This is a genomic window from Rhizobium sp. BT03 (assembly GCF_030053155.1).
Lineage (GTDB): Bacteria > Pseudomonadota > Alphaproteobacteria > Rhizobiales > Rhizobiaceae > Rhizobium.
In genome coordinates this window covers 498595-522460 of sequence record NZ_CP125642.1, presented here as the reverse complement: position 1 = coordinate 522460, position 23866 = coordinate 498595, and the positions used below count along the sequence as shown (strand labels likewise).

Genomic DNA, 23866 nt, shown 5'->3' with positions numbered 1-23866 from the left:
TCACTTCACCAGATCGCAGCCGCTCTTGGCGGGGTCGATATAGGCTTCCTTGCCGGGAATGGTGGCGAGAACGTTGAAATAGTCCCACGGCTCCTTGCTGTCGGCCGGCTTCTTGACCTGCAGCAGATACATGTCGTGGATCATACGGCCATTGGCGCCGACCGTGCCGCCGCGGCCGAAGACGTCGTCGACCGGCATTTCATGCAGCTGTTTGGCGACGGCTTCCGTCTCGTCGGTGCCGGCCTTCTGCACCGCCTTCAGATATTGCGTCACCGCCGAATAGGTGCCGGTATGGATCATGTTCGGCATCTTGCCGGTGCGGGCGAAGAATTTCTTGGCGAAGGCGCGGCTTTCGTCGTCGCGGTTCCAGTAATAGCCTTCGGTCAGCGTCAACCCTTGAGCCGCCTCAAGGCCGAGACCGTGAACTTCGGCGAGCGTGAAGAGCAGCGCCGCCAGATGCTGGCCGCCCTGGGTGATGCCGAATTCGGCCGCCTGCTTGATGGCGTTCGAGGTGTCGAGGCCGGCATTGGCAAGGCCGATCACCTTGGCGCCTGAGGATTGCGCCTGCAGCAGGAAGGACGAGAAGTCCTGGGTCGACAGCGGATGACGGACGGCGCCGACGACCGTGCCGCCGCTCGCCTTGACGTAGTCACTGGTCTGCTGCTCCAGCGAATAACCGAAAGCATAGTCGGCGGTCAGGAAGAACCAGCTGTCGCCGCCCTGCTTGACCAGCGCGCCGCCGGTGCCGACGGCAAGCGCATGGGTGTCGTAGGCCCAATGGAAGCCGTAGGGCGAGCAGGCCTTGCCGGTCAGATCCGTCGTCGCAGCGCCGGTGACGATGTCGATCTTCTTCTTTTCCTTGGCGATCGCCTGCACGGCGAGCGCCACCGAAGAGGTCGTCAGTTCCATGATCGCATCCACCTGCTCGGTGTCATACCATTGGCGGGCGATATTGGAGGCGATATCCGGCTTGTTCTGGTGGTCGGCATCGACGATCTCGATCGGCACATCAAGCACCTTGCCGCCGAAATCCTCGACCGCCATCTTGGCCGCCTCGACGGAGGACTTGCCGCCGAAATCGGCATAGACGCCCGACTGGTCGTTCAGGATGCCGATCTTGACCTTGCCGTCGGTCGCGCTCTGCGCGAGCACCGCCGTGCTGCTCGCCAGCAGAAATGCAACTGAAGCAATGAGATTCTTACGCATATTCTCTCCTCCCAGAGATGAGCCAGATTGCGGTTCTGTTCAGATTTGGCCAGCCGCACTCCTCAGAACGGCGGACCCTCTCCTTACGATCACGGAAATTCCGCGTTGAAGCAACGGGTGGTTTACAACTAATTCCAAACAGTATCTGTTCGTTTTTGAACAGATGGGGATCGCCATGAACAATCCGCCGCAGTTTACTTGGGACGATCTTCAGTTTTTTCTAGCCGTCGCCCGCACCGGACAGCTTTCGACGGCGGCCCGGCAGCTGCGCTCCAGCCATGCCACCGTTTCGCGGCGCATCGACCGGCTGGAATTCACCCTCAAGGTCAAGCTCTTCGAGCGCAATCCGCGCGGCTATGTGCTGACCGCCATGGGCACGCGTTTCGTCGAGACGGCCGAACGGATGGAGCAGGAGACAGAACGGCTGCGCGCCGACCTCGCCGACGGCTCGATGGCGCAGCGCGGCCTCGTACGTCTCAGCGCGCCGGAGGGTTTTGCCAATTTCTTCTTCGCGACCGTGCTGCACCGGTTTGCCGCCCAGCATCCGCATCTGGCACTCGAGCTGGTGACGATCCAGCAGATCATGTCGCTGTCGCGCAAGGAGGCCGATCTTTCCGTCGTGCTCGACGAGCCGAAGGGCGGGCCTTATTTCGCCGAGAAACTGACCGATTATCATCTGCAGATCTACGGCTCGCGCGACTATCTGGCAAAGGCGCCCGCGATCACCCGCCGCGAGGACCTGCTTGAGCATCCCTTCGTCAGCTATATCGAGGAGATGATTTTCGCGCCGGGGCTGGATTATCTCAGCGATGTGCATCCGCGCATCAAGCCGCAGTTCCAGAGCTCCAGCATCTTCGCCCAGCTGACCGCCACCCGAAACGGCCTCGGCCTCTGCATCCCGCCCTATTTTTTCGCCAGCCGTTATCCCGAGCTGGTGCGGGTGCTGCCCGCGGAGATCGACCTCAAGCGCCAGTACTGGATCACCTGCCACCGCGACCTGAAACAGGCGCCGCGCGTGCGCGCCGTCATCGACTTCCTGCGCGAGGCGGTGCGCGGCGAGGACGCGCGCTTCGTGCCGCCCTATGTCACGCCGGCCGGCCCGGTGCGCCGATCGGAAGCCGAACCCTGACTATTTGAGAAATTCGGCCCGGTGCGGGGTGAATGTGTCGATCAGCCGGCCCTTTTCCAGCGCCTTGACGCCGTGGACGAGATTGGGCGGCACGATGAAGCTGCCGCCCTGCTTGAGCACCTCGGTGCGCCCGTCGATCGTCACTTCGAAGCTGCCCTCGGCGACATAACTTGCCTGGATATGCGGATGCGAATGCGCCGCACCGACGGCGCCGCTCTCGAAGGCCACTTCCACCATCATCATCTCGGGCAGATAAGCCATGATGCGCCTGGTAACGCCGGGCTCGGGATTGACCCATTCGGCGCCTTCGGCCGATACGAACAGATCGCTTGACGACATTTCCGTCTCCTCGTTCCAGAATCGATCGCCGGCAAAGTGGAGCATGGAGACGCGTTTGAAAAGATGGCGCGCCCGGTCTTTTCGATAGGGCCGCCTTCTGTTGACGCGGTCGGCTGGCGGGTCTATGCGACCTTGAGCGAGGCAAGCCTGAAGTCTAGGGTGAGGAGACGCCGACATGCAGCATACGCGCGAGGTTTTCGACTGGGCCGACCCGTTCCGGCTGTCGGAGCAGCTCACCGACGAGGAGCGCATGGTGCAGGATACGGCCCATGCCTATGCCCAGGAGAAGCTTGCGCCCCGCGTTCTCGACGCCTTCCGCAACGAAAAGACCGATCCCGAAATCTTCCGCGAAATGGGCGAACTCGGCCTGCTCGGCCCGACGATCTCCCCCGATTACGGTGGCGCCGGCCTCGGCTATACCGCTTACGGCCTGATCGCCCGCGAGGTCGAGCGGGTCGACAGCGGCTATCGGTCGATGATGAGCGTGCAGTCGTCGCTGGTCATGGTGCCGATCGACACCTTCGGGTCTGAGGCGCAGAAGCTGAAATACCTGCCGAAACTCGCCACCGGCGAATGGATCGGCTGCTTCGGCCTCACCGAACCCGATCATGGCTCCGATCCCGGCTCGATGGCGACCCGCGCCAAGAAAGTCGACGGCGGCTACAGCCTGACCGGCTCGAAGACCTGGATCTCGAACGCGCCGATCGCCGATGTCTTCGTCGTCTGGGCCAAGACCGAGGATGGGCTCATTCGCGGCTTCATCCTCGAAAAGGGCTGGAAGGGGCTTTCGGCGCCGGCCATCCACGGCAAGGTGGGATTGCGCGCCTCGATCACCGGCGAAGTGGTGATGGACGGGGTCTTCGTGCCCGAGGAAAATCTTTTGCCCGGCGTCACCGGCCTCAAGGGGCCGTTCACTTGCCTCAACTCGGCCCGTTTCGGCATCGCCTGGGGCGCGCTCGGGGCTGCCGAGGATTGTTATGCCAGGGCACGGCAATACACGCTGGAGCGCAAGCAGTTCGGCCGGCCGCTCGCCGCCAACCAGCTGATCCAGAAGAAGCTCGCCGACATGGCGGCGGAAATCTCGCTCGGCCTCCAGGGCTGCCTGCGGCTCGGCCGCATGAAGGAGGAAGGCCATCCGCCGGTGGAGCTGACCTCGATCCTCAAGCGCAACAGCTGTGGCAAGGCGCTGGAGATCGCGAGGGCGTCCCGCGACATGCTCGGCGGCAACGGCATCTCCGACGAATTCGGCATCGCCCGCCATCTCGTCAACCTCGAAGTGGTCAACACCTATGAGGGCACGCACGACATCCACGCGCTGATCATCGGCCGGGCGATCACCGGCATCGCCGCCTTCGCGAACTAAACTCCCGGCGCGGCAAGGCGAATTGCCACGCGCCTGACAATATGCAACCTTCCCTCTCGCGGCACGGCGCCGGCAATGAGGGGGATCGCGCATGTTTCTGCTTCTTGCATTGCTGATCGGTGTCATCTCCGGCCTTCGCACCATGACGGCGCCGGCCGCCGTCGCCTGGGGCGCGGCCCTCGGCTGGTTCGATGTCTCGCAGACGCCGCTTGCCTTCATGGGTTACCGATGGACGCCGTGGATTTTCACCATCCTCGCGGTCACCGAGCTGGTCGCCGACCAGCTGCCATCGACGCCGTCGCGCAAGGTGCCGATGCAATTCGGTGCCCGTATCGTCTCGGGGGCGCTGTCGGGTGCTGCGATCGGGGCCGCCAGCAGCCTGCTCTTCGGCGGACTGATCGCCGGCGTGATCGGCGCCGTCATCGGCACCTATGGTGGTGCTGCCATCCGCGGTAGGCTCGCCGCCTCCTTCGGCAGGGACCTGCCGGCCGCTCTCATCGAGGATGCCGTCGCCGTCATCGGCGCGGTGCTGATCGTGGGGGCCGTGTCATGAAGAGCTTCGACGCCATCGTCATCGGCGCCGGCCAGGCCGGCCCGTCGCTTGCCGCCCGCATGGTCGACAAGGGCATGAAAGTGGCGCTGATCGAGCGCAAGTTCCTCGGCGGCACCTGCGTCAATGCCGGCTGCATGCCGACGAAGACGCTGGTCGCCAGCGCCCGCGCCGCCCATGTCGCGAGGAACGGCGCCGCCTACGGCGTCAAGATCCCCGGCGAGATCGCCGTCGACATGAAGGTGGTGAGAGCCCGGGCCGAAACCGTGACGATGAATGCCCGCAACGGCCTGATCGGCTGGCTCACCGGCATGGCCGGCATGAGCGTCATCTACGGCCATGCCCGTTTCGAGGATCCGAAGACCGTCAGCGTCAATGGCGAAACGCTGACCGCGCCGCGCATCTTCCTCAATGTCGGCGCGCGGCCTGTTATCCCCGATCTGCCTGGCATCGGCGATATCGATTACCTCACCAGCACCTCGATCATCCATCTCGACACGCTGCCGCGGCATCTGGCTGTAATCGGCGGCAGTTATATCGGGCTGGAATTCGCGCAGATGTATCGCCGCTTCGGCGCCGAGGTCAGCGTCATCGAACACGGGCCGAAGCTCGCATCGCGCGAGGACGAGGATATATCGGACGTGATCGCCGACATCCTGCGTTCGGAAGGCATCGGCGTCCACACCGACGCCGATAACATCGCCTTCGCCAGCAACGGCAGCGGCGTGAGCGTTACCGCCGGCTCGGCGACGATCGATGCGAGCCATGTGCTGATCGCCACCGGCCGCAAACCGAACACCGACGATCTCGGCCTCGATGCCGCAGGCGTTACCACCGACAAGCGCGGCTTCATCACGGTCGACGACGGGCTCGCCACCAATGTCGAGGGCATCTGGGCGCTCGGCGACTGCAACGGCCACGGCGCCTTCACCCACACTTCCTACAATGATTTCGAAATCACCGCCGCCAATCTGCTCGACGGCGACGACCGCAAAGTTTCGAGCCGCATCCCGGCCTATGCGCTCTATATCGACCCGCCGCTCGGCCGCGTCGGCATGACGGAGAAGCAGGCGCGGGAGTCGGGGCGCAGGATCACGGTCTCGACCCGGCCGATGAGCCGCGTCGGCCGCGCCAACGAACGCGGCGAGACCAAGGGCTTCATGAAGGTGATTGCCGACGCCGAGACCAAGCAGATCCTCGGCGCGGCGATATTGGGCATCGAGGGCGACGAGGTGATCCATGGGCTTATCGATGCGATGAATGCGGGCACGACCTATCCGGCATTGCAATGGTCGGTGCCGATCCATCCGACGGTGTCGGAGCTGATCCCGACGCTGCTTGGCGATCTGAAGCCGGTTCAGCCGTGACGTGACCTCGGGAAGAGCTGGAGGCGAACCCGCGTGTCCATCGAACTGCTGATCGAAAATTACGGCCTGCTGGCGATCTTTCTGGGCGCCGCCTTCGAAGGCGAAACGGCCGCCTTCCTCGGCGGCGTGATTTCCCACCGCGGACTGCTGCCCTATTGGTCGGCGTCGCTCGCGGCCACGGCCGGATCTTTCGCCGGCGATCAGCTGTGGTTCCTCGCCGGTCGTTACGCCTCCCGCTGGAGCCTCGTCCGGCGGCTGATGGAAAAGCCGGCGCTCGCCCGCGTTGCCGAACTTCTGGAAAAATATCCGACAGGCTTCATCCTTGCCTTTCGTTTCCTGGTCGGGTTGCGGACGATCAGCCCTATCGTCATCGGAACAACGCGGATACCGACCGGAAAATTCGTCGTCTTGAACGCCGCAGCCGCGCTGGTCTGGGGGCAGCTTTTCACCGCGCTCGGCTATTTGTTCGGGCACGGCATCGAGCAGATATTGGGCCACCTTTCCCTTCACCGGCATCTGCTGGTGGCCATCGGAGCCGCGGCTGTCGTCGCGGCCGCGGCCCTTGCCTTTCGCAAGATGAGACCGAGCGCCAGGCACTCATAGAAGTGGCGCGGCACTCTACTCCATCACGATCTGCAGCTTGACGTCGCTCGGCCGCGCCTCGACGGCGCGATCGAACGCCTTGATCGAATCCGCGAATGTGAAGGTCTCGGATATCAGCGGCTTCAGGTCGACGCGGCCCGATGCCAACAGCGCGATCGAGCGCTCATATTGGTGCGCGTAGCGGAACACCGTCTCGATGCGGATCTCCTTGGTCGAGGCCGTGGAGACGTCGAAACCAACAGGGTTGACCGGCAGGCCGACGGCGACGATGACGCCGCCCGGGCGCGGCAGCGCCATGATCGTCTCCCAGGCCCTCGGCGAACCGGAGCATTCGAAGACGACATCGGCGCCCCAGCCGTCCGTCAACCTGGCCACTTCTTCACTCAGGTTCGTCTCGCGGATATTGACCGGAATGACGCCCTGATATTGCGCGGCGATATCGAGCTTCGGCTGGGCGAGATCGGCGACGATCGCCCGGGCGCAGCCGCCGGCAAGAGCGGCGATCGCCACCATCGTGCCGATCGGCCCGGCGCCGAGGACGACGGCGGTATCGCCGGGTGTAATCTTGGCTTTGCTGGCCGCCTGCATGCCGACGGCGAAGGGCTCGACCATCGCGCCTTCGGCAAAGCTGACATTGTCGGGCAGCTTGAAAGTATAATTGGCGGGGTGCACGACCTCAGGCGTCAGCACGCCGTGGATCGGCGGCGTCGCCCAGAAGGTCACGGCCGGGTCGATATTATACATGCCGAGCCGGCTTGCCTTGGAATTCGGATCGGGAATGCCGGGCTCCATGCAGACGCGATCGCCGACGTTCAGATGCGTCACCCCGGCCCCGACCTCGACCACCGTGCCCGCCGCCTCATGGCCGAGCACCATCGGCGCGTTGACAACGAAAGGACCGATCTTGCCGTGGGTATAATAATGGACATCGGAACCGCAGACACCGACTGTGTGGATCCTGATTTTCACCTCGCCGGGACCGGTTTCGAGCGGCAGATCGATATCGCGAAGCGCAAGCTCATGCTGGCGCTCCAGCACCAGCGCACGGACTTTGGTCATGATCGGTTTCCTTCCCTATTGCCCCGCGGTTCATCGCGTGCCGTTGAAGCGACTATAAGACTGTAAGGCGCGGCAGTTCAATCGTTGAGATCAAGCTTTTGCTCAACATATGATGAAATGCCCATTTTCCATAATCCGAAAGATTTGCCTTCCAAGACCTCCGTATGATTCCAGCCGCGGCCATCGGAGAGTACATTTTCCATTCGAGATCCCGGCCATGAGGACAGGCAGAGAGCGATGAAGAACGATCACGACAATGCCGGCGGAAATCGGTCTTCCGGCCCGACGATATCAAGGTCAATCCGGCAATTCTGGCAGCGGCTTGTGGATCTGATCGCCGCGCTGCCGAAAGGTCCCCGGCCGCGGCCGGCGCGCGTTATCGCAAAAACTAGGGATCGAAATCCTCCCCCACCGCGTTATTAATAATGCGTCGGCATGGCGTCACGGAAGCATGACGGCTCCGGGCACATGCGGGTCGGCACGATAAGGAAGACCATCATGAAGTCGATCGCGTCATTCTGTCTGTTCGTCTCCCTTCTCTTCACCGCAAGTGAGGCGTCTGCGGCCCTGGAACAAGCCTCTCTTCCGCCGCAGGAGCAGGAAGTCAGGCTGGCGCCGGCCAACCTCGAACTCACCTTCACCGGCCCGGTCGATCTTGCCCGTTCGACGGCCGTGCTGATGGATGCTCAGGGTACGGCGCTTCCCACGGGCAAGCCGTTTCTCTCCGGTCCCGAGGGATCGATCTTCAAGATTCCACTTGATCCTGCCATGGCGCCCGGCCTTTACACCGTCGACTGGCGCGTCCTCTCGATGGACGGCCGCAGCGCCGAAGGCCAATACCGGTTCCGAGTCGATCCTTAGAGCATGTCGCGCAAAAGTGTGCAGCGGTTTTGCCAGGCAAAGCGCGAAGCGCTTTTGCCGCAACGACATGCGTAAAAACTAAAGGCTCGCTGAAAAGCATTTATAAGATTTTTATATTGACGGCCCTCCGGCCGTCTCGAACCTTTATGGCCTCCGGCTGCATATTGAAGCCCGAGAGATCGACCGATCATCTCCACGCCAGAAAGCATGAAAGGCGGCCCTGCGGCGCCCTTTGTCTTGTCTGACTCCAACAAGAACAACAGGAGTCACGATCATGATGGATATCATTCTGCTTGGCACCGCGATCCTATTTTTCGCGCTGTGCTTTGCCTACACCAGGGCCTGCGACAGGCTTTGACAGGAGAAACGACGATGACCCTCGACTACGTCTTGAGCGGTGCCGTGACCGTGTTTCTCACCGTCTACCTCACCTACGCTCTGCTTCGCCCAGAACGCTTTTAAAAAATGCCGAGGCTTCTGAGGTCGCGCATGCGACCGAGAAGCAGCGGGTATTGAAAGTTTACCTCCATGACCCTCAACGGATGGCTTCAGATCCTGCTTTATTGCGGGATCGTCCTCGCGCTCGTCAAACCGCTCGGCGGCTATATGACGCGTGTCTACAACGGCGAGCGCACGCTCCTGTCGCCGGTCCTCGTTCCCCTGGAGCGGGGACTCTATCGTCTCGCCGGCACCGGCGAAAGCGAAGAGCAGCATTGGACCTCCTATGCCTTCGCCATGCTGATGTTCAATCTGCTGGGTGTGCTCGTCCTTTATGCGCTGATGCGGCTGCAGGACGTCCTTCCCTATAATCCGGCCGGCATGGCCGCCGTTCCTCCCGAGCTTTCCTTCAACACCGCCGTCAGCTTCCCCACAAATACGAACTGGCAGAATTACGGCGGTGAAAGCACCATGTCCTATCTGACCCAGATGGCCGGCTTCACCGTCCAGAACTTCCTTTCGGCCGCAACAGGCATGGCGATCGCGGTTGCCTTCATCCGCGCCTTCGCGCGCGCGTCGGGCAAGGCGATCGGCAATTTCTGGGTCGATATGATCCGCGGCACGCTCTATATCCTGCTGCCGATCTCAATCGTGCTGACCATCGTCTTCGTCTATCTCGGCGTACCGCAGACGCTCGGCCCCTATGTCAACGCGACGACGCTCGAAGGCGCGCAGCAGACGATCGCCGTCGGCCCCGTCGCCTCGCAGCTTGCGATCAAGATGCTCGGCACCAATGGCGGCGGCTTCTTCAACGCCAACTCCGCCCATCCGTTCGAAAATCCCGATGCGATCTCCAACCTCATCCAGATGGTTTCGATCTTCGCGATCGGCGCGGCGCTGACCAACGTCTTCGGCCGCATGGTCGGCAATCAGCGCCAGGGCTGGGCGATCTTGGCCACGATGGGCATTCTCTTCATCGTCGGTGTCGGCATCACCTATTGGGCTGAAGCGGCCGGCAACCCGCTGATGCACGCCTTCGGTCTCGGCGGCGGCAACATGGAAGGCAAGGAAGTCCGCTTCGGCGTCGCCCTGTCCTCGCTCTTTGCGGTCATCACCACGGCGGCCTCCTGCGGCGCGGTCAATGCCATGCATGGCAGTTTCACCGCGCTCGGCGGCCTCATTCCGCTGATCAACATGCAGCTCGGCGAAATCATCGTCGGCGGGGTCGGCGCCGGCTTTTACGGCATCCTGCTGTTCATCATCGTCGCCGTTTTCGTCGCCGGCCTGATGGTCGGCCGCACGCCGGAATATCTCGGCAAGAAAATCGAGGCGAAGGAAATGAAGATGGCCGTTCTCGCCATCCTCTGCCTGCCGCTCGCCATGCTGGTTTTCACCGCAATCGCCACGGTGCTGCCGTCTGCCGTCGCTTCGGTGGGAACGGCCGGCCCGCACGGCTTCTCCGAAATCCTCTATGCCTATACCTCAGCTGCGGCCAATAACGGCTCGGCCTTCGGCGGCCTGACGGGCAATACGCCCTGGTACAACGTGACGCTCGCCATCGGCATGCTCGCCGGCCGCTTCCTGGTCATCATCCCGGCACTTGCCATCGCCGGCTCGCTGATCGCCAAGAAGACGGTCCCGGCCTCGGCAGGCACCTTCCCCACCGACGGCCCGCTCTTCGTCGGCCTGCTCGTCGGCACCATCCTGATCGTCGGCGGCCTGACCTTCTTCCCGGCGCTGGCGTTAGGCCCCATCGTCGAGCACCTGGTCGCGATTGCCGGACAAACCTTTTGAGGCGATGCCCGCCCCTGCATCGCCGGGGTCCTTCGCCATCCTCTTTCCAAGCTGGAGTCTCTTATGAGCCAGGCAAAATCCGCGAGCATCATGGATTCTCGCATCCTCATTCCGGCCGTGGGCGCCGCCTTCAAAAAACTCGACCCGCGGGCGCTTGCCAGAAATCCTGTTATGTTCGTCGTCGCCACGGTCTCGGTGCTGACCACCGTGCTCTTCCTGCGTGATCTCGTCGCCGGCAACGGCAATCTCGGCTTCTCCTTCCAGATCAATCTCTGGCTCTGGTTCACCGTGCTCTTTGCCAATTTCGCCGAAGCTGTCGCCGAAGGCCGCGGCAAGGCGCAGGCGGACTCGCTGCGCAAGGCGCGCACCGAAACCCAGGCCAAGCTCTTGACCGGCAACAACGGCAGCGACTACCGCATGGTGCCGGGCACCAGCCTCAAGGTCGGCGACCTCGTGCTCGTCGAAGCCGGCGACATCATCCCCTCGGACGGCGAAGTCGTCGAAGGGGTAGCCTCCGTCAACGAAGCGGCGATCACCGGCGAATCCGCCCCGGTCATCCGGGAATCCGGCGGCGACCGCTCGGCGGTCACCGGCGGCACCCAGGTGCTGTCCGACTGGATCCGCGTGCGCATCACAGCGGCGGCCGGCTCGACCTTCATCGACCGGATGATCGCGCTGGTCGAAGGGGCGGAGCGCCAGAAGACGCCGAACGAGATCGCGCTCAACATCCTGCTTGCCGGCATGACGCTGATCTTCGTCCTCGCCACGGCGACGATCCCGAGTTTCGCCATCTATGCCGGCGGCTCGATCCCGATCATCGTGCTCGTCGCCCTCTTCGTCACCCTGATCCCGACGACCATCGGCGCGCTGCTGTCGGCGATCGGCATTGCCGGCATGGACCGTCTCGTCCGCTTCAACGTGCTCGCCATGTCCGGCCGCGCGGTCGAAGCCGCCGGCGACGTCGACACGCTGCTGCTCGACAAGACCGGCACGATCACGCTCGGGAACCGCCAGGCGACGAGCTTCCGCCCGGTGCGCGGCATCTCCGAACAGGATCTCGCCGATGCCGCCCAGCTCGCCTCGCTGGCCGACGAAACGCCTGAGGGACGCTCCATCGTCGTGCTCGCCAAGGAGAAATATGCGATCCGCGGCCGTGACATGGCGAGCCTCAAGGCGACCTTCGTGCCCTTCACCGCCCAGAGCCGCATGAGCGGCGTCGATCTCGAAGGCGCCGCGATCCGCAAGGGCGCGGTCGATGCCGTGCTGACCTATGTCAATGGCGACACGCCTTCGAAGAACGGCAGCGAGGTCGTGCGCGAACTGCAGTCGATCGCCGACGAGGTCGCCAAATCGGGCGGCACACCGCTGGCCGTCGCCCGTGACGGCAGGCTGCTCGGCATTATCCAGCTGAAGGACATCGTCAAGGGCGGCATCCGCGAACGCTTCACGGAGCTCCGCCGCATGGGCATCCGCACCGTGATGATCACCGGCGACAACCCGCTGACGGCAGCCGCCATCGCCGCTGAGGCCGGCGTCGACGATTTCCTCGCCCAGGCGACGCCGGAGATGAAACTGGCGCTGATGCGCGAGGAGCAGGCCAAGGGCAAGCTGGTCGCCATGTGCGGCGACGGCACCAACGATGCGCCGGCTCTCGCCCAAGCCGATGTCGGCGTCGCCATGAACACCGGCACGGTCGCCGCCCGCGAAGCCGGCAACATGGTCGATCTCGATAGCGACCCGACCAAGCTCATCGAGATCGTCGAGATCGGCAAGCAGCTTTTGATGACGCGCGGCGCGCTGACGACGTTCTCGATCGCCAACGACATCGCCAAATATTTCGCCATCATCCCGGCGATGTTCCTCACCTTCTACCCGCAGCTCGGCGTGCTCAACGTCATGGGGCTTTCGACGCCGCAGAGCGCCATCCTCTCGGCGATCATCTTCAACGCGCTGATCATCGTCGCGCTGATCCCGCTGTCCTTGAAGGGTGTGCGCTACCGCCCGATCGGCGCCGGCGCGCTTCTGTCGCGCAACCTGCTGATCTACGGTCTCGGCGGCATCATCGTCCCCTTCATCGGCATCAAGGCGATAGATCTGGCCGTCGCGGCCCTCGGCCTCGCCTGAACAAGGAGTAAGAACAATGTTGAAAGAACTTCGCCCGGCCGTCGTCATGATCGTCGCCACCACCGCCATCACCGGCCTTCTCTACCCGCTCGCCATGACCGGGGCCGCCCAGGCCCTTTTTCCCACCCAGGCGAACGGCAGCCTCATCGAGAAGAACGGCCAGGTGATCGGCTCGACGCTGATCGGCCAGGCCTTCACGTCAGACAAGTATTTCCACGGCCGTCCCTCCGCTGCCGGCGACGGCTACAATGCCGCCGCCTCCAGCGGCTCGAACCTCGGCCCGACCAGCCAGAAACTGATCGACCGCGTCAAGGGCGACTACGAGGCAGCCAAGGCGACGAACCCGACTGCTGATGTGCCGGCCGACCTCGTCACCGCCTCGGGCAGCGGCCTCGACCCGGATATCTCGCCCGAAGCCGCCTACTTCCAGGTGGCCCGTGTCGCCAAGGCGCGCAACATGGACGAAGCCAAGGTCAAGGCGCTGGTCGACGGCGCCGTCCAGGCCCGTGAGCTAGGCCTTCTCGGCGAACCGGCCGTCAATGTTCTGGCGTTGAACCAGAGGCTTGATGCTTCTATGACTGAGTGAGTTTGGCGAGCAAGAAACCCCAATCTCCGTTCATCCTCGGGTTTGACTCACTGATGTCGGCTGGCGCTAGCGGCTGCCCCTCACCCTAACCCTCTCCCCGTTCTGACGGGGAGAGGGGACGTGCCAAGTGAGAGCTCGGCGAGGGACGGAGACGTCGCGGCATGTCCCCTTCGCCCCGCAAGCGGGGAGAAGGTGGCGGCAGCCGGATGAGGGGCTGGTCTCACCGATCTCAAGTAAAGGCATCTGCAGAAAGACCAAACGCATGCCAGACGACAATCGCGACCAGGCCGGCAGGCCATCGCCCGATGCGCTTCTCGAAAAAGCCCGGGCGGAAACGCGCGGCCGTCTGAAGATCTTTCTGGGGGCCGCCCCGGGTGTCGGCAAGACCTATGAAATGCTGATCTCCGGCCGCGCCAAGATCGCCGATGGTCTCGATGTCGTCATCGGCGTCGTCGAGACCCATGGCCGCAAGGAGACCGAGGCGCTGGTCGCCGGTTTCGAGATCATCCCCCGCGTCGAAATCGACTATAAGGGCCGGGCGCTCGAGGAGATGGATCTCGACGGCATCCTCGCCCGCAGGCCCGATCTCGTGCTTGTCGACGAACTCGCCCATACCAATGCCGAGGGCAGCCGCCATCCGAAGCGCTACCTCGACGTGAAGGAATTGCTCGACCGCGGCATCGACGTCTATTCGACGCTGAATATCCAGCATGTCGAGAGCCTGAACGACGTCGTCTCGCAGATCACCCGCATCCGTGTGCGCGAGACGGTGCCGGATTCGATTATCGACCTGGCCGACGACGTCGAGATCATCGATCTGACGCCGGATGATCTGATCAAGCGCCTGCATGACGGCAAGGTCTACATGCCGCGCACCGCCGAGCGAGCACTGACCAATTATTTCACGCCGGGCAATCTGACGGCGCTTCGTGAACTGGCGCTGCGCAAGACCGCCCAGCGCGTCGACGACCAGTTGCTGACCCATATGCAGGCTCACGCCATTTCGGGCCCCTGGGCAGCAGGCGAACGTGTCCTCGTCTCGGTCGACCATCATCCGCGCTCGGCCTCGCTGGTGCGTTATGCCGCCCGCATGGCCTCGCGGCTGCGCGCGCCATGGGCGGCCGTCTATATCGAGACCAACCGCTCGATCAATCTCTCCGAAGCCGAACGCGATACCGTCGCCGCCACGCTGCGGCTTGCCGAACAGCTCGGCGGCGAAGCGATCACCCTTCCCGGCCGCGAGGTGGCCGAAGAACTCGTCCGCCACGCCAGCGCCAACAACGTCACCCATATCGTCATCGGCGCCCCGAAGAAGCCGAGCTGGCGCGACTGGTGGAGCCGGTCGATCACCGACGAACTGATCCGCAAGACCGGCGAGATCAGCGTCCATGTCATCTCGGGCACCGAGAAGGACGGCACCACCGCGCGCGGCGTCAAGGCGGCCGCCACCGCGCCGCCACTGGATTTCCGCGCCTATCTGCTGGCGACCGTCTATGTCGCCATCGCGCTCGCCGTCAGCGTCGTGCTCGATCAGGTGCTCGACGTGCGCAACCTGGCTCTGGTCTTCCTGATGGCAGTGCTGACCTCCGCCGTCCTGCATGGGCTGCGGCCGGCGCTTTACAGCTGCATCCTCGGCGCGCTGTCCTTCAACTTCTTCTTCCTGCCGCCGCGCTATACGCTGACGATCAGCGATCCGGAAAGCGTGCTTGCGCTGTTCTTCTTCCTCGGCGTCGCCATCATCGCCAGCAACCTGACCGCGACCGTGCAGCGCCAGGCCGCGGCCGCCCGGCAGCGGGCGCGCACGACCGAGGATCTCTATCTCTTCTCCAAGAAACTCGCCGGCACCGGCACGCTCGACGACGTGCTCTGGGCGACCGCCTTCCAGCTCGCCTCGATGCTGAAGGTCCGCGTCGTGCTGCTGCTGCCCGAGGAAGGCAGCATCGCCGTCAAGGCCGGTTATCCGCCTGACGACACGCTCGACGACGCCGATATCGCCGCCGCCCGCTGGGCCTGGGAGCACAATCACGCCGCCGGCCGCGGCGCCGATACTTTGCCCGGCGCCAAGCGCCTCTACGTGCCGCTCAGAACCGGGCGCACCGCCGTCGGCGTCATCGGCCTCGACAGCGACCGCCGCGACGGACCGCTGCTGACGCCGGAGCAGCAGCGGCTGCTCGACGCGCTGGCCGACCAGGCGGCCCTTGCCATCGAACGTGTCCAGCTCGTCGCCGATGTCGACCGGGCAAGGCTTGCGGCCGAAGCCGACCGGCTGCGCTCGGCCTTGCTGACCTCGATCTCGCACGACCTGAAAACACCGCTTGCCGCCATCCTCGGCGCCGCCGGCACGCTGCGCGACTATTTCGCCTCGATGCCCGAGGAAGATCGCAGCGACCTGCTTTCCACCGTCGTTGACGAATCCGAGCGGCTCAACCGCTTCATCGTCAACCTGCTCGACATGACCAAGATCGAATCCGGCGCGATGGAGCCGAACGCTGCACTGCATTATGCCGGCGATATCGCCGGCAGCGCGCTGCGCCGTGCCGCAAAGATCCTCGAACGGCACCGAACCGAGATGAGCATTCCCGCCGACCTGCCGATGGTGCGCGTCGATCCTGTGCTGTTCGAGCAGGTTATCTTCAACCTGCTCGACAATGCTGCGAAATATGCGCCCGAGGGCTCGGTGATCCATATCGGCGGCTGGGCCGATGCCGACAACGTCGTCCTGCAGGTCTTGGACGAGGGCCCGGGCATCCCGCCGGCCGATCTCACCCGTGTCTTCGACACCTTCTACCGAGTGCGCAAGGGCGATCAGGTGCGCGCCGGCACCGGCCTCGGCCTTTCCATCTGCCGCGGCTTCATCGAGGCGATGGGCGGCACGATCGCCGCCGGCAACCGGGCCGGCCGTTCGGGCGCCGTCTTTACCATCCGCCTGCCGAAACCCACCGACATTCCAAAACTGGATGAACTCAAATGACCGGTTCAGCCGTCAAAATTCTCGTCGTCGACGACGAACCGCCGATCCGCAAGCTGCTCCGCGTCGGCCTGACCGCGCAGGGTTACGAGGTGCAGGAGGCGGCAAATGCCGCCGGCGCCCGTCAGTCGGTGACCGACAGCCTCCCCGACCTCATCGTGCTCGACCTCGGCCTGCCCGACATATCGGGCCACGACCTCTTACAGGCGTGGCGCGATGAAGGGCTTTCCGTGCCGATCGTCATCCTCTCCAGCCGCACCGACGAGGCCGGCATCGTCACGGCGCTGGAAAGCGGGGCCGACGATTACGTCACCAAACCCTTCGGCGTCAACGAACTCGGCGCCCGCATCCGCGTGGCGCTGCGCCACCGGTTGCAACAGCAGGGCGAAAAGGCGATCTTCCAGACCGGCGGGCTGTCGATCGATCTCGTCAAGCGCATCGTCAAGGTCGACGGCCAGGACATCAAACTGTCGCCGAAGGAATACGACATCCTGCGGGTGCTCGCCCAGCATGCCGGCAAGGTGCTGACCCACCAGTTTCTTCTAAAGCAGGTATGGGGGCCGGCGGCCGATGTGCAGTATCTGCGCGTCTACATCAGGCAGCTGCGGCAAAAAGTCGAACAGATTCCCGACCAGCCGCACTATATCACCACCGAGACCGGCGTCGGCTACCGGCTCAGGGAACCGGACTGACCGCCTTTCCCTCCCGCTGCCCGAACAGCATTGAGCCCCGAACGCATTGAGAATGACATGAACCTTCCCAACATCATCCGGCCGGAACACACCTTCATCGGCGTGTCGGCGCCGACGAAATGGCGCGCGCTGCAGGGTATAGCGGATAAGGCGGCCAAGGCCTTCTCCGTCGACGGCCAGACCATCCTGAAGGCGCTCGAAGCGCGCGAGAGGCTCGGCTCCACGGGGATCGGCAACGGCATCGCCATTCCGCATGCGGCAATCGACGGCATGACCAGCCCGCGGGGCCTGCTCCTCCGCTTCGCCCAGCCGCTGGATTTCGAGGCGATCGACGATATCCCGACCGATATCGCCTTCGTGCTGCTTTTCGGGGAGAACAATCGCGGCGAATATTTGAACGTGCTGTCCGCCATCGCCCGGCGGCTGCAATCGGACGGCGCGCTCGCCGCCATGCGCAAGGCAAGGACGGCCGACGAATTCTACTCAGACTTCATCGCCGATTCCAGGGTGTGAAAAAGGCGCGGCCCGAAAGCCGCGCCTCTCCATCTGCAATCAGACGATCTTAGAAATCGCGCTGGAAGCGCAGGAATCCGAAGACTTCGTCGTCGCCTTCGTCCTCATCGTGATACTGCACGCTGAGCTTCGAACGCAGGTCTTCGACGATCTGGTAATCGATCGTGACACCAGTCGTGTAGGCGCTGCCGCCGGTGAAGCCATTGCCGTCAGCTTCGAGAGCGATGTTTTCGAAGTACTGGAAGCCGGGGGTGACCGACCACTTGTCGTTGATCTTCAGGGCGTATTCCGCTGCGATCGTCCATTCGGACTCTTCGTAGTAGTAGTTGGCGCCGCTTGCCCAAATGCCGGCGATGCCGAGCGTGCCCGGGCCGATATCGGCATAGACGATGCCGCGAACCGCGACTTCGCTGGTGTCGGTGTCATAACCGGCAAGCAGGTAGGCGCTGATGGCGCCGGCCTTGTAGGAGACCTGGCCTGCGACACCGAAGTTGTTCGGGCCTTCGCCCGGCTTGGTGGCGTAGTCTTCTTCCAGTTCGTCGACCGAGATGCCGGCCGCGAAAGCACCCGCCTCGTACTGATAACGGATCGAGTTGTGGGTCGTTTCGTTGCTGGCGAGCGTATCGGTCTCGCCGCTCATGTCGTCATCCCACCAGCTGTAAAGCTTACCGACGCGGAAGCCGGCGATATCGATATAGCCTTCATCCAGCAGAGCTTCCTGATCGGAAGCATTGTCGGCATTGTAACGCAGCGTCATGACGCCGGTGAGCGTGCCGTACTCGGTGTCGTTCTTGGCCTGGAAGGTGACCTGACCGCGAGTCCAGAAGTTTACGTCGGAATCGCCGGAGATATGGTCACCGAAGCGCACTTCGGTACGGATATAACCGCCGATCGAAAGGCATGTTTCCGTTCCCGGAATATAAAAATAGCCGGTCCCGTAGGCGTCGCAAACGCGAACATATTCCACGGGCTCGGGTTCCGCCGCCACGATGGCGTCGGCTGCGCGGGCTCCGGAGGCCGCGGCAAGGGCGGCTACGGAGGCAAAAAGGATAGTTCTGATATTCATTTTCAATGGCCCTAAACAGGTTTGGAATGTGGGGCGCATGGTCAAGGGATGCCCCCACGTAGCGGTCAGCGAATACGACCGCACGGTCGCCATATAGGAATGCGCAAGTGTCATCGCGGCAAAATCGGGGCAAAAATCCGCACCAACACGGCGCTTTCGTGGAGGAACTGTGGCCAAAAAAGCACGGCCCCGCGGCCGGCGGCAGAAGCAAGCAATTGGCCGCGGCCAACTCCGGCACGTCTATTTCAAAATCACCCCTTAAATGGAATGACATTCCAACGATCGGGGCCGAGCGGGAAGAACCTTCGTTTCATTATACGACTGACTTGATAGAGTTAAGACAGAAAACAGGAGGGTTCCCATGCAGACACAACGGCTCACCCGGCTCCTCGCGGCCGCGGTCATGGCGGGCAGCTTCGCGATCGGGAGCATTGCTCCTGCTTTCGCGGATCAGACGCTGCTCAACGTTTCCTACGATCCGACCCGCGAATTGTATAAGGATTTCAATGCCGCCTTTGCCGCCAAGTGGCAAAAGGACAGCGGTGAGACCGTGACGATCCAGGCCTCGCACGGCGGCTCCGGCGCCCAGGCCCGCTCGGTCATCGACGGCCTCGACGCCGATGTCGTCACGCTGGCGCTCGAAGGCGATATCGACGCCATCGCCAAGGCCACCGGCAAGATCCCGGCCGACTGGAAGACGAAATTCCCCAACAATTCGACGCCCTATACGTCGACGATCGTCTTCCTCGTCCGCAAGGGCAACCCGAAGGGCATCAAGGATTGGGGCGACCTGGTCAAGGACGACGTGCAGGTCATCACGCCGAACCCGAAGACCTCGGGCGGCGCCCGCTGGAACTTCCTCGCCGCCTGGGCATGGGCCAAGCAGGCGAATGGCGGCGACGAAGCCAAGGCGCAGGATTACGTCGCCAAGCTGCTGCAGCACGTTCCGGTCCTCGATACCGGTGCGCGCGGCGCCACCACCACCTTCGTCCAGCGCGGTCTCGGCGACGTGCTGCTTGCCTGGGAAAACGAAGCCTATCTCTCGCTCGAAGAACTCGGTCCCGACCAGTTCGAGATCGTCACGCCGAGCTTCTCCATCCGCGCCGACCCGCCGGTCGCCATCGTCGACGGCAATGTCGACAAGAAGGGCACGCGCAAGGTCGCCGAAGCCTATCTCAACTACCTCTATTCGGACGAAGGCCAGAAGATCGCCGCCAAGCACTACTACCGGCCGATCAAGCCTGAAGCCGCCGATCCGGCCGACATCGCCCGCTTCCCGAAGCTGACGCTCGCGACCATCGACGACTTCGGCGGCTGGAAAGAAGCGCAGCCGAAATTCTTCGGCGATGGCGGGGTATTTGACCAGATCTACAAGCCGGCCCAATAATAGACTTCATGAAAGCACATAGCCCCACGCGGTGGCGGTTCAGGCGGCCGAGCGTCATTCCGGGTTTCGGAATGGCGCTCGGCTTTACCTTGACCTGGCTCACCCTTCTGATCCTCATCCCGCTCTCGGGCCTTGCCGTCCGCTCGAGCGCGCTCGGCTGGGAGAAATTCTGGTCGATCGCGCTCGATCCGCGCACGCTGAACGCGCTGCGCATCAGCTTCGGCAGCGCCTTCATCGCCGCTGTTGTCAATGCCGTCTTCGGTATCCTGCTGGCCTGGGTGCTGGTGCGCTACCGCTTTCCCGGCAAGCGCATCATCGATGCCATGGTCGACCTGCCCTTCGCGCTGCCGACCGCTGTCGCCGGCATCGCGCTGACGACGCTTTATGCGCCGAACGGCTGGATCGGCCAGTTCCTGACGCCGCTCGGCATCAAGATCGCCTTCACCCCTGCCGGCATCGTCGTGGCGCTGATCTTCGTCGGCCTGCCCTTCGTGGTGCGCACCGTGCAGCCGGTCATGGAGGAAATCGACAAGGAGGTGGAGGAAGCCGCAGCAACACTCGGCGCCAACCGCTTCCAGACGATTTTCCGCGTGCTGCTGCCGGGACTGGCTCCGGCCGTGCTCACCGGCTTTGCGCTCGCCTTTGCCCGCGGCGTCGGCGAATACGGCTCGGTCATCTTCATCGCCGGCAACCTGCCGTTCAAGTCGGAGATCGCGCCGCTGCTGATCATCATCAAGCTCGAAGAGTATAATTATGCGGCCGCGACCGGCATTGCGGCGATCATGCTGATCATCTCGTTCGCCATGCTGCTGGTCATCAACCTCATCCAGAGCTGGAGCAGGCGGAGGTACGGCTATGGCGCTTGATACAACCGCTCAACCGGTGAAGCTGCGTTCGGTCACCACCGAAAACCGGATCGCGCGCTTCACGCTGATCATCCTCTCGCTGGTCTTCCTGCTGCTGATCCTGCTGCTGCCGCTCGCAGCCGTCTTCGTCGAGGCCTTCCGCAAGGGTGCCGGCCCCTTCATCGCGGCGCTGGGCGATGCCGAAACCTTCTCGGCGATCCGCCTGACGCTGATCGTCGCCGGCGTCAGCGTTCCCCTCAACCTCGTCTTCGGGGTCGCCGCCGCCTGGGCGATCGCCAAGTTCGAATTCAAGGGCAAGGCCTTCCTGACGACGCTGATCGACCTGCCCTTCTCGGTCTCCCCTGTTATATCGGGCCTGGTCTTCGTGCTGCTGTTCGGCGCCAATACCTGGCTCGGCCAGTGGCTCAGCGCCCACGACATCAAGATCCTGTTTGCAGTGCCGGGCCTGATTCTCGCCACCATGTTCGTCACCTTCCCCTTCGTCGCCCGCGAGCTGATCCCGCTGATGCAGGAGCAGGGAACGGCGGACGAAGAGGCGGCCCTTTCGCTCGGCGCCAGCGGCTGGCAGACCTTCTGGCACGTGACGCTGCCGAACATCAAATGGGGACTGCTCTACGGGGTGCTGCTCTGCAACGCCCGCGCCATGGGCGAATTCGGCGCCGTCTCGGTGGTGTCGGGCCACATTCGCGGCCAGACGAACACCATGCCGCTGCAGGTGGAAATTCTCTATAACGAGTATAATTTCACCGGCGCTTTTGCCGTCGCCACGCTGCTGGCCTTGCTGGCGCTCGTCACTCTTGTTTTGAAGACGTTGCTGGAAATGCGCTATAGCGCTGAAATCTCCGCCAGCCGGCGGCACTGAAGGATTGGGAATGGAAGTACGCGTTCAAAACATCCGCAAGGAATTCGAGCGTTTTCCGGCGCTGCACGATGTCTCGCTCGGCATCCGCTCCGGCGAACTGATTGCCCTGCTCGGCCCGTCGGGCTCCGGCAAGACGACATTGCTGCGCCTGATCGCCGGCCTCGAAAGCCCGACCGAGGGGCAGATCTTCTTCGGCGACGAGGATGCCTCGAAGAAGTCAGTGCAGCAGCGCAATATCGGCTTCGTCTTCCAGCATTATGCGCTCTTCCGCTACATGACGGTGCTCGACAACGTCTCCTTCGGCTTGCGAGTCAGAAACAGCGCGCGGCGGCCGGCCAAGGCTGATATCCGCAAGCGGGCGCTGGAGTTGCTCGACCTCGTGCAGCTTTCCGGCCTGGAAAAACGCTACCCGGCCCAGCTTTCCGGCGGCCAGCGCCAGCGTGTGGCGCTCGCCCGCGCCATGGCCGTCGAGCCGAACGTGCTGCTGCTCGACGAGCCCTTCGGCGCACTCGACGCCCAGGTGCGCAAGGACCTGCGCAAATGGCTGCGCGAGATCCACGACCGCACCGGCCACACCACCGTCTTCGTCACCCACGACCAGGACGAGGCGCTGGAGCTTGCCGATCGCGTCGTCGTCATGAGCCAGGGCGCGATCGAGCAGGTCGGCACGCCTGACGAGGTCTACGACAATCCGAACTCGCCCTTCGTCTTCGGCTTCATCGGCCAGTCGAACTGCCTGCAGGTCGAAATCTCGGACGGCGACATCCGCTTCGAAGGCCGCTCGCTCGGCCTCAATGCCGAGGGCGAACCGGATGGCACGGCGCAGCTCTATTTCCGCCCGCATGACGTCAGGCTCTGCGAATCGGCGGAAAACTGCATCGCCGGCCAGCCGGTTTCCAGCCGCCGCGTCGCCGGCACCCGCCACATCGAACTGGATATCGGCAATGATCGCCCGCATATCGAAATCGAGCTGCCGCCGAGCGAGGCCGACAGGCTCGACCGCCACCGCGTGGCCTTCAAGCCGACCCGCTGGAAGCTGTTCCGCAGCTGATGGAGGTTGTTGTCGCGACCCGACTCCTTGCAGGACTCTCATGTGGCGAGAGTCCCCTTGGCTTTTTGTGATCTATGGTTGTTTGTATTTTTGTCACATGACGAGTAAAAGATTTTCACGTTAATAAGTAGGACTAATCCCACAGGAGGCACCTTGCGTTGAGGGCGGAGATTTCCTTTGGAAAATCCCTGATCGGGATTTTGTTCGTAGGGCTGGCGGCTACAGGCTGCACGACGACACAGAAACCGGCGGCAACGGCGGCGAAGACAAAGCAACCGGCGAAAGTTACCTTCAACTACACGAACAAGGACCGCGACTGCCTGCAGCGTGCGATGTATTTCGAATCGCAGCACTCCGATGAGGACGGCTATATGGCTGTCGGAACCGTGGTCATGAACCGGCTGACGTCAGGCGCCTATCCGCCGTCGATCTGCGGCGTCGTCGCCCAGGAAAAGCAGTTTGCGCCCGGCGTGATGACGCGCGAAGTCAAGCCGCAGGCCGAAACCGAGCTGGCGACCGCCGCCGATGCGATCCTCAAAGGCGCCCGTCATCCCGCGGTCAAGGATGCGATGTTCTTCCACACCGACGGGCTGAAATTCCCTTACAACAACATGCATTATGTGGCGGTCGCCGGCGGCAACGCCTTCTACGAGAAGCGCGGCGCCGATGGCATGCTGCAAACGCCGCCGCCGCTGCCCGCCTATGAGGTGGCGATGAACTATGTGCCGGGAGAAAGCATGCTGCCGCCGCAGTTCGAGGCTTTGATCCCCTCGGCCGTTCCGGTTCCGCTGCCGGCGCCGGATCCGATGCCGACGGCGAGCACGATGTCCCCGATCAATGCGGCGCCCACGGCCGCCCATATGGCGCCCATCGCAAATCCCATGCCGATGCAGATCACGACCCCGGTAACCGAGCCGGAAACCTCGATCGAACCGGACCCGGGAATGCGGATCGCGATCCCCATCCCCCGCCCCGCCTATGACAGCGTCTTGCTGCGCGGCAGCGTCGCGGCGAACGGCGGCTAAGCCCGTCGTTCTTCCGG

General features: G+C 63.4%; 23 protein-coding genes. 18 read left to right on the top strand and 5 right to left on the bottom strand.

Annotation, left to right across the window (positions count from 1 at the left end; all coding sequences use genetic code 11):
• Positions 1-1206, bottom strand: coding sequence for an ABC transporter substrate-binding protein (locus tag QMO80_RS27185; RefSeq protein WP_049735732.1), 1206 nt, complete (start codon positions 1204-1206; stop codon positions 1-3).
• 175 nt (positions 1207-1381) lie between these two features.
• Here QMO80_RS27185 and QMO80_RS27180 point away from each other — a divergent pair, with 175 nt between their 5' ends.
• On the top strand, positions 1382-2335 hold the full coding sequence (locus QMO80_RS27180) for a LysR family transcriptional regulator (protein ID WP_283200975.1): 954 nt from the start codon (positions 1382-1384) through the stop codon (positions 2333-2335).
• Here the strand turns inward: QMO80_RS27180 and QMO80_RS27175 are convergent, their stop codons facing one another.
• A complete protein-coding gene (locus QMO80_RS27175) occupies positions 2336-2674 on the bottom strand; it encodes a cupin domain-containing protein (RefSeq protein WP_283200974.1) in 339 nt (112 codons plus the stop codon).
• A 175-nt stretch (positions 2675-2849) separates the two neighbouring features.
• Between QMO80_RS27175 and QMO80_RS27170 the strand changes: the two genes are divergently transcribed.
• From QMO80_RS27170 to QMO80_RS27155, 4 genes are all read left to right on the top strand, one after another.
• A complete protein-coding gene (locus QMO80_RS27170; protein ID WP_283200973.1) occupies positions 2850-4037 on the top strand; it encodes an acyl-CoA dehydrogenase in 1188 nt (395 codons plus the stop codon).
• 91 nt (positions 4038-4128) lie between these two features.
• Positions 4129-4590 carry a DUF4126 domain-containing protein gene (locus QMO80_RS27165; protein WP_283200972.1) on the top strand — a complete coding sequence of 154 codons (462 nt, stop codon included), beginning with the start codon at positions 4129-4131 and terminating at the stop codon, positions 4588-4590.
• Positions 4587-5954: an FAD-containing oxidoreductase gene (locus QMO80_RS27160; protein WP_283200971.1), complete on the top strand. Its 1368-nt coding sequence runs from the start codon at positions 4587-4589 to the stop codon at positions 5952-5954. The genes QMO80_RS27165 and QMO80_RS27160 overlap by 4 nt, the downstream gene beginning before the upstream one ends.
• 33 nt (positions 5955-5987) lie before the next feature.
• On the top strand, positions 5988-6557 hold the full coding sequence (locus tag QMO80_RS27155) for a DedA family protein (protein WP_283200970.1): 570 nt from the start codon (positions 5988-5990) through the stop codon (positions 6555-6557).
• Positions 6558-6572: 15 nt separating this feature from the next.
• On the opposite strand, the gene QMO80_RS27150 is transcribed toward QMO80_RS27155, so the two are convergent.
• Both QMO80_RS27150 and QMO80_RS27145 read right to left on the bottom strand, forming a co-directional pair.
• On the bottom strand, positions 6573-7616 hold the full coding sequence (locus QMO80_RS27150) for an NAD(P)-dependent alcohol dehydrogenase (protein ID WP_283200969.1): 1044 nt from the start codon (positions 7614-7616) through the stop codon (positions 6573-6575).
• A gap of 77 nt (positions 7617-7693) precedes the next feature.
• Complete coding sequence (locus tag QMO80_RS27145) at positions 7694-7819, bottom strand: hypothetical protein (protein WP_283200968.1); 126 nt, start codon at positions 7817-7819, stop codon at positions 7694-7696.
• 295 nt (positions 7820-8114) lie between these two features.
• Here QMO80_RS27145 and QMO80_RS27140 point away from each other — a divergent pair, with 295 nt between their 5' ends.
• The 8 genes from QMO80_RS27140 to QMO80_RS27105 all read left to right on the top strand — a co-directional run bounded on the left by QMO80_RS27140 (position 8115) and on the right by QMO80_RS27105 (position 17592).
• Complete coding sequence (locus QMO80_RS27140; protein WP_283200967.1) at positions 8115-8477, top strand: copper resistance protein CopC; 363 nt, start codon at positions 8115-8117, stop codon at positions 8475-8477.
• A 372-nt stretch (positions 8478-8849) separates the two neighbouring features.
• Positions 8850-8939 (top strand): K(+)-transporting ATPase subunit F, encoded by a 90-nt coding sequence (locus QMO80_RS27135; RefSeq protein ID WP_003547774.1) that lies wholly within the window; start codon positions 8850-8852, stop codon positions 8937-8939.
• 66 nt (positions 8940-9005) lie between these two features.
• On the top strand, positions 9006-10709 hold the full coding sequence (gene kdpA / locus QMO80_RS27130; protein ID WP_283200966.1) for a potassium-transporting ATPase subunit KdpA: 1704 nt from the start codon (positions 9006-9008) through the stop codon (positions 10707-10709).
• A gap of 63 nt (positions 10710-10772) precedes the next feature.
• The gene (gene kdpB / locus QMO80_RS27125) at positions 10773-12833 is read left to right on the top strand and encodes a potassium-transporting ATPase subunit KdpB (protein WP_283200965.1); all 2061 of its coding nucleotides are present in this window, start codon (positions 10773-10775) and stop codon (positions 12831-12833) included.
• 16 nt (positions 12834-12849) lie between these two features.
• Positions 12850-13419 carry a potassium-transporting ATPase subunit KdpC gene (gene kdpC / locus QMO80_RS27120; protein ID WP_283200964.1) on the top strand — a complete coding sequence of 190 codons (570 nt, stop codon included), beginning with the start codon at positions 12850-12852 and terminating at the stop codon, positions 13417-13419.
• 262 nt (positions 13420-13681) lie between these two features.
• A complete protein-coding gene (locus QMO80_RS27115) occupies positions 13682-16390 on the top strand; it encodes a sensor histidine kinase KdpD (RefSeq protein WP_283200963.1) in 2709 nt (902 codons plus the stop codon).
• Positions 16387-17079: a response regulator transcription factor gene (locus QMO80_RS27110; protein WP_283200962.1), complete on the top strand. Its 693-nt coding sequence runs from the start codon at positions 16387-16389 to the stop codon at positions 17077-17079. The genes QMO80_RS27115 and QMO80_RS27110 overlap by 4 nt, the downstream gene beginning before the upstream one ends.
• Positions 17080-17136: 57 nt before the next feature.
• Positions 17137-17592, top strand: a complete 456-nt coding sequence (locus QMO80_RS27105; protein ID WP_283200961.1) for a PTS sugar transporter subunit IIA — start codon at positions 17137-17139, stop codon at positions 17590-17592.
• A 49-nt stretch (positions 17593-17641) separates the two neighbouring features.
• Here the strand turns inward: QMO80_RS27105 and QMO80_RS27100 are convergent, their stop codons facing one another.
• The gene (locus QMO80_RS27100) at positions 17642-18658 is read right to left on the bottom strand and encodes a porin (RefSeq protein ID WP_283200960.1); all 1017 of its coding nucleotides are present in this window, start codon (positions 18656-18658) and stop codon (positions 17642-17644) included.
• Positions 18659-19019: 361 nt separating this feature from the next.
• Here QMO80_RS27100 and QMO80_RS27095 point away from each other — a divergent pair, with 361 nt between their 5' ends.
• The 5 genes from QMO80_RS27095 (at position 19020) to QMO80_RS27075 (ending at position 23849) form a co-directional block, all read left to right on the top strand.
• On the top strand, positions 19020-20045 hold the full coding sequence (locus QMO80_RS27095; protein ID WP_207585581.1) for a sulfate ABC transporter substrate-binding protein: 1026 nt from the start codon (positions 19020-19022) through the stop codon (positions 20043-20045).
• Between the two features lie 8 nt (positions 20046-20053).
• Entirely contained in the window at positions 20054-20911 is an 858-nt protein-coding gene (cysT, locus tag QMO80_RS27090) for a sulfate ABC transporter permease subunit CysT (protein WP_283200959.1), read from the top strand.
• Positions 20901-21773 carry a sulfate ABC transporter permease subunit CysW gene (gene cysW, locus QMO80_RS27085; protein WP_283200958.1) on the top strand — a complete coding sequence of 291 codons (873 nt, stop codon included), beginning with the start codon at positions 20901-20903 and terminating at the stop codon, positions 21771-21773. Before cysT ends, cysW begins: the two co-directional genes overlap by 11 nt.
• 10 nt (positions 21774-21783) lie before the next feature.
• Positions 21784-22824: a sulfate/molybdate ABC transporter ATP-binding protein gene (locus QMO80_RS27080; protein ID WP_283200957.1), complete on the top strand. Its 1041-nt coding sequence runs from the start codon at positions 21784-21786 to the stop codon at positions 22822-22824.
• 158 nt (positions 22825-22982) lie between these two features.
• Positions 22983-23849 (top strand): cell wall hydrolase, encoded by an 867-nt coding sequence (locus QMO80_RS27075; RefSeq protein WP_283200956.1) that lies wholly within the window; start codon positions 22983-22985, stop codon positions 23847-23849.
• The last annotated feature ends 17 nt before the right edge of the window (positions 23850-23866 follow it).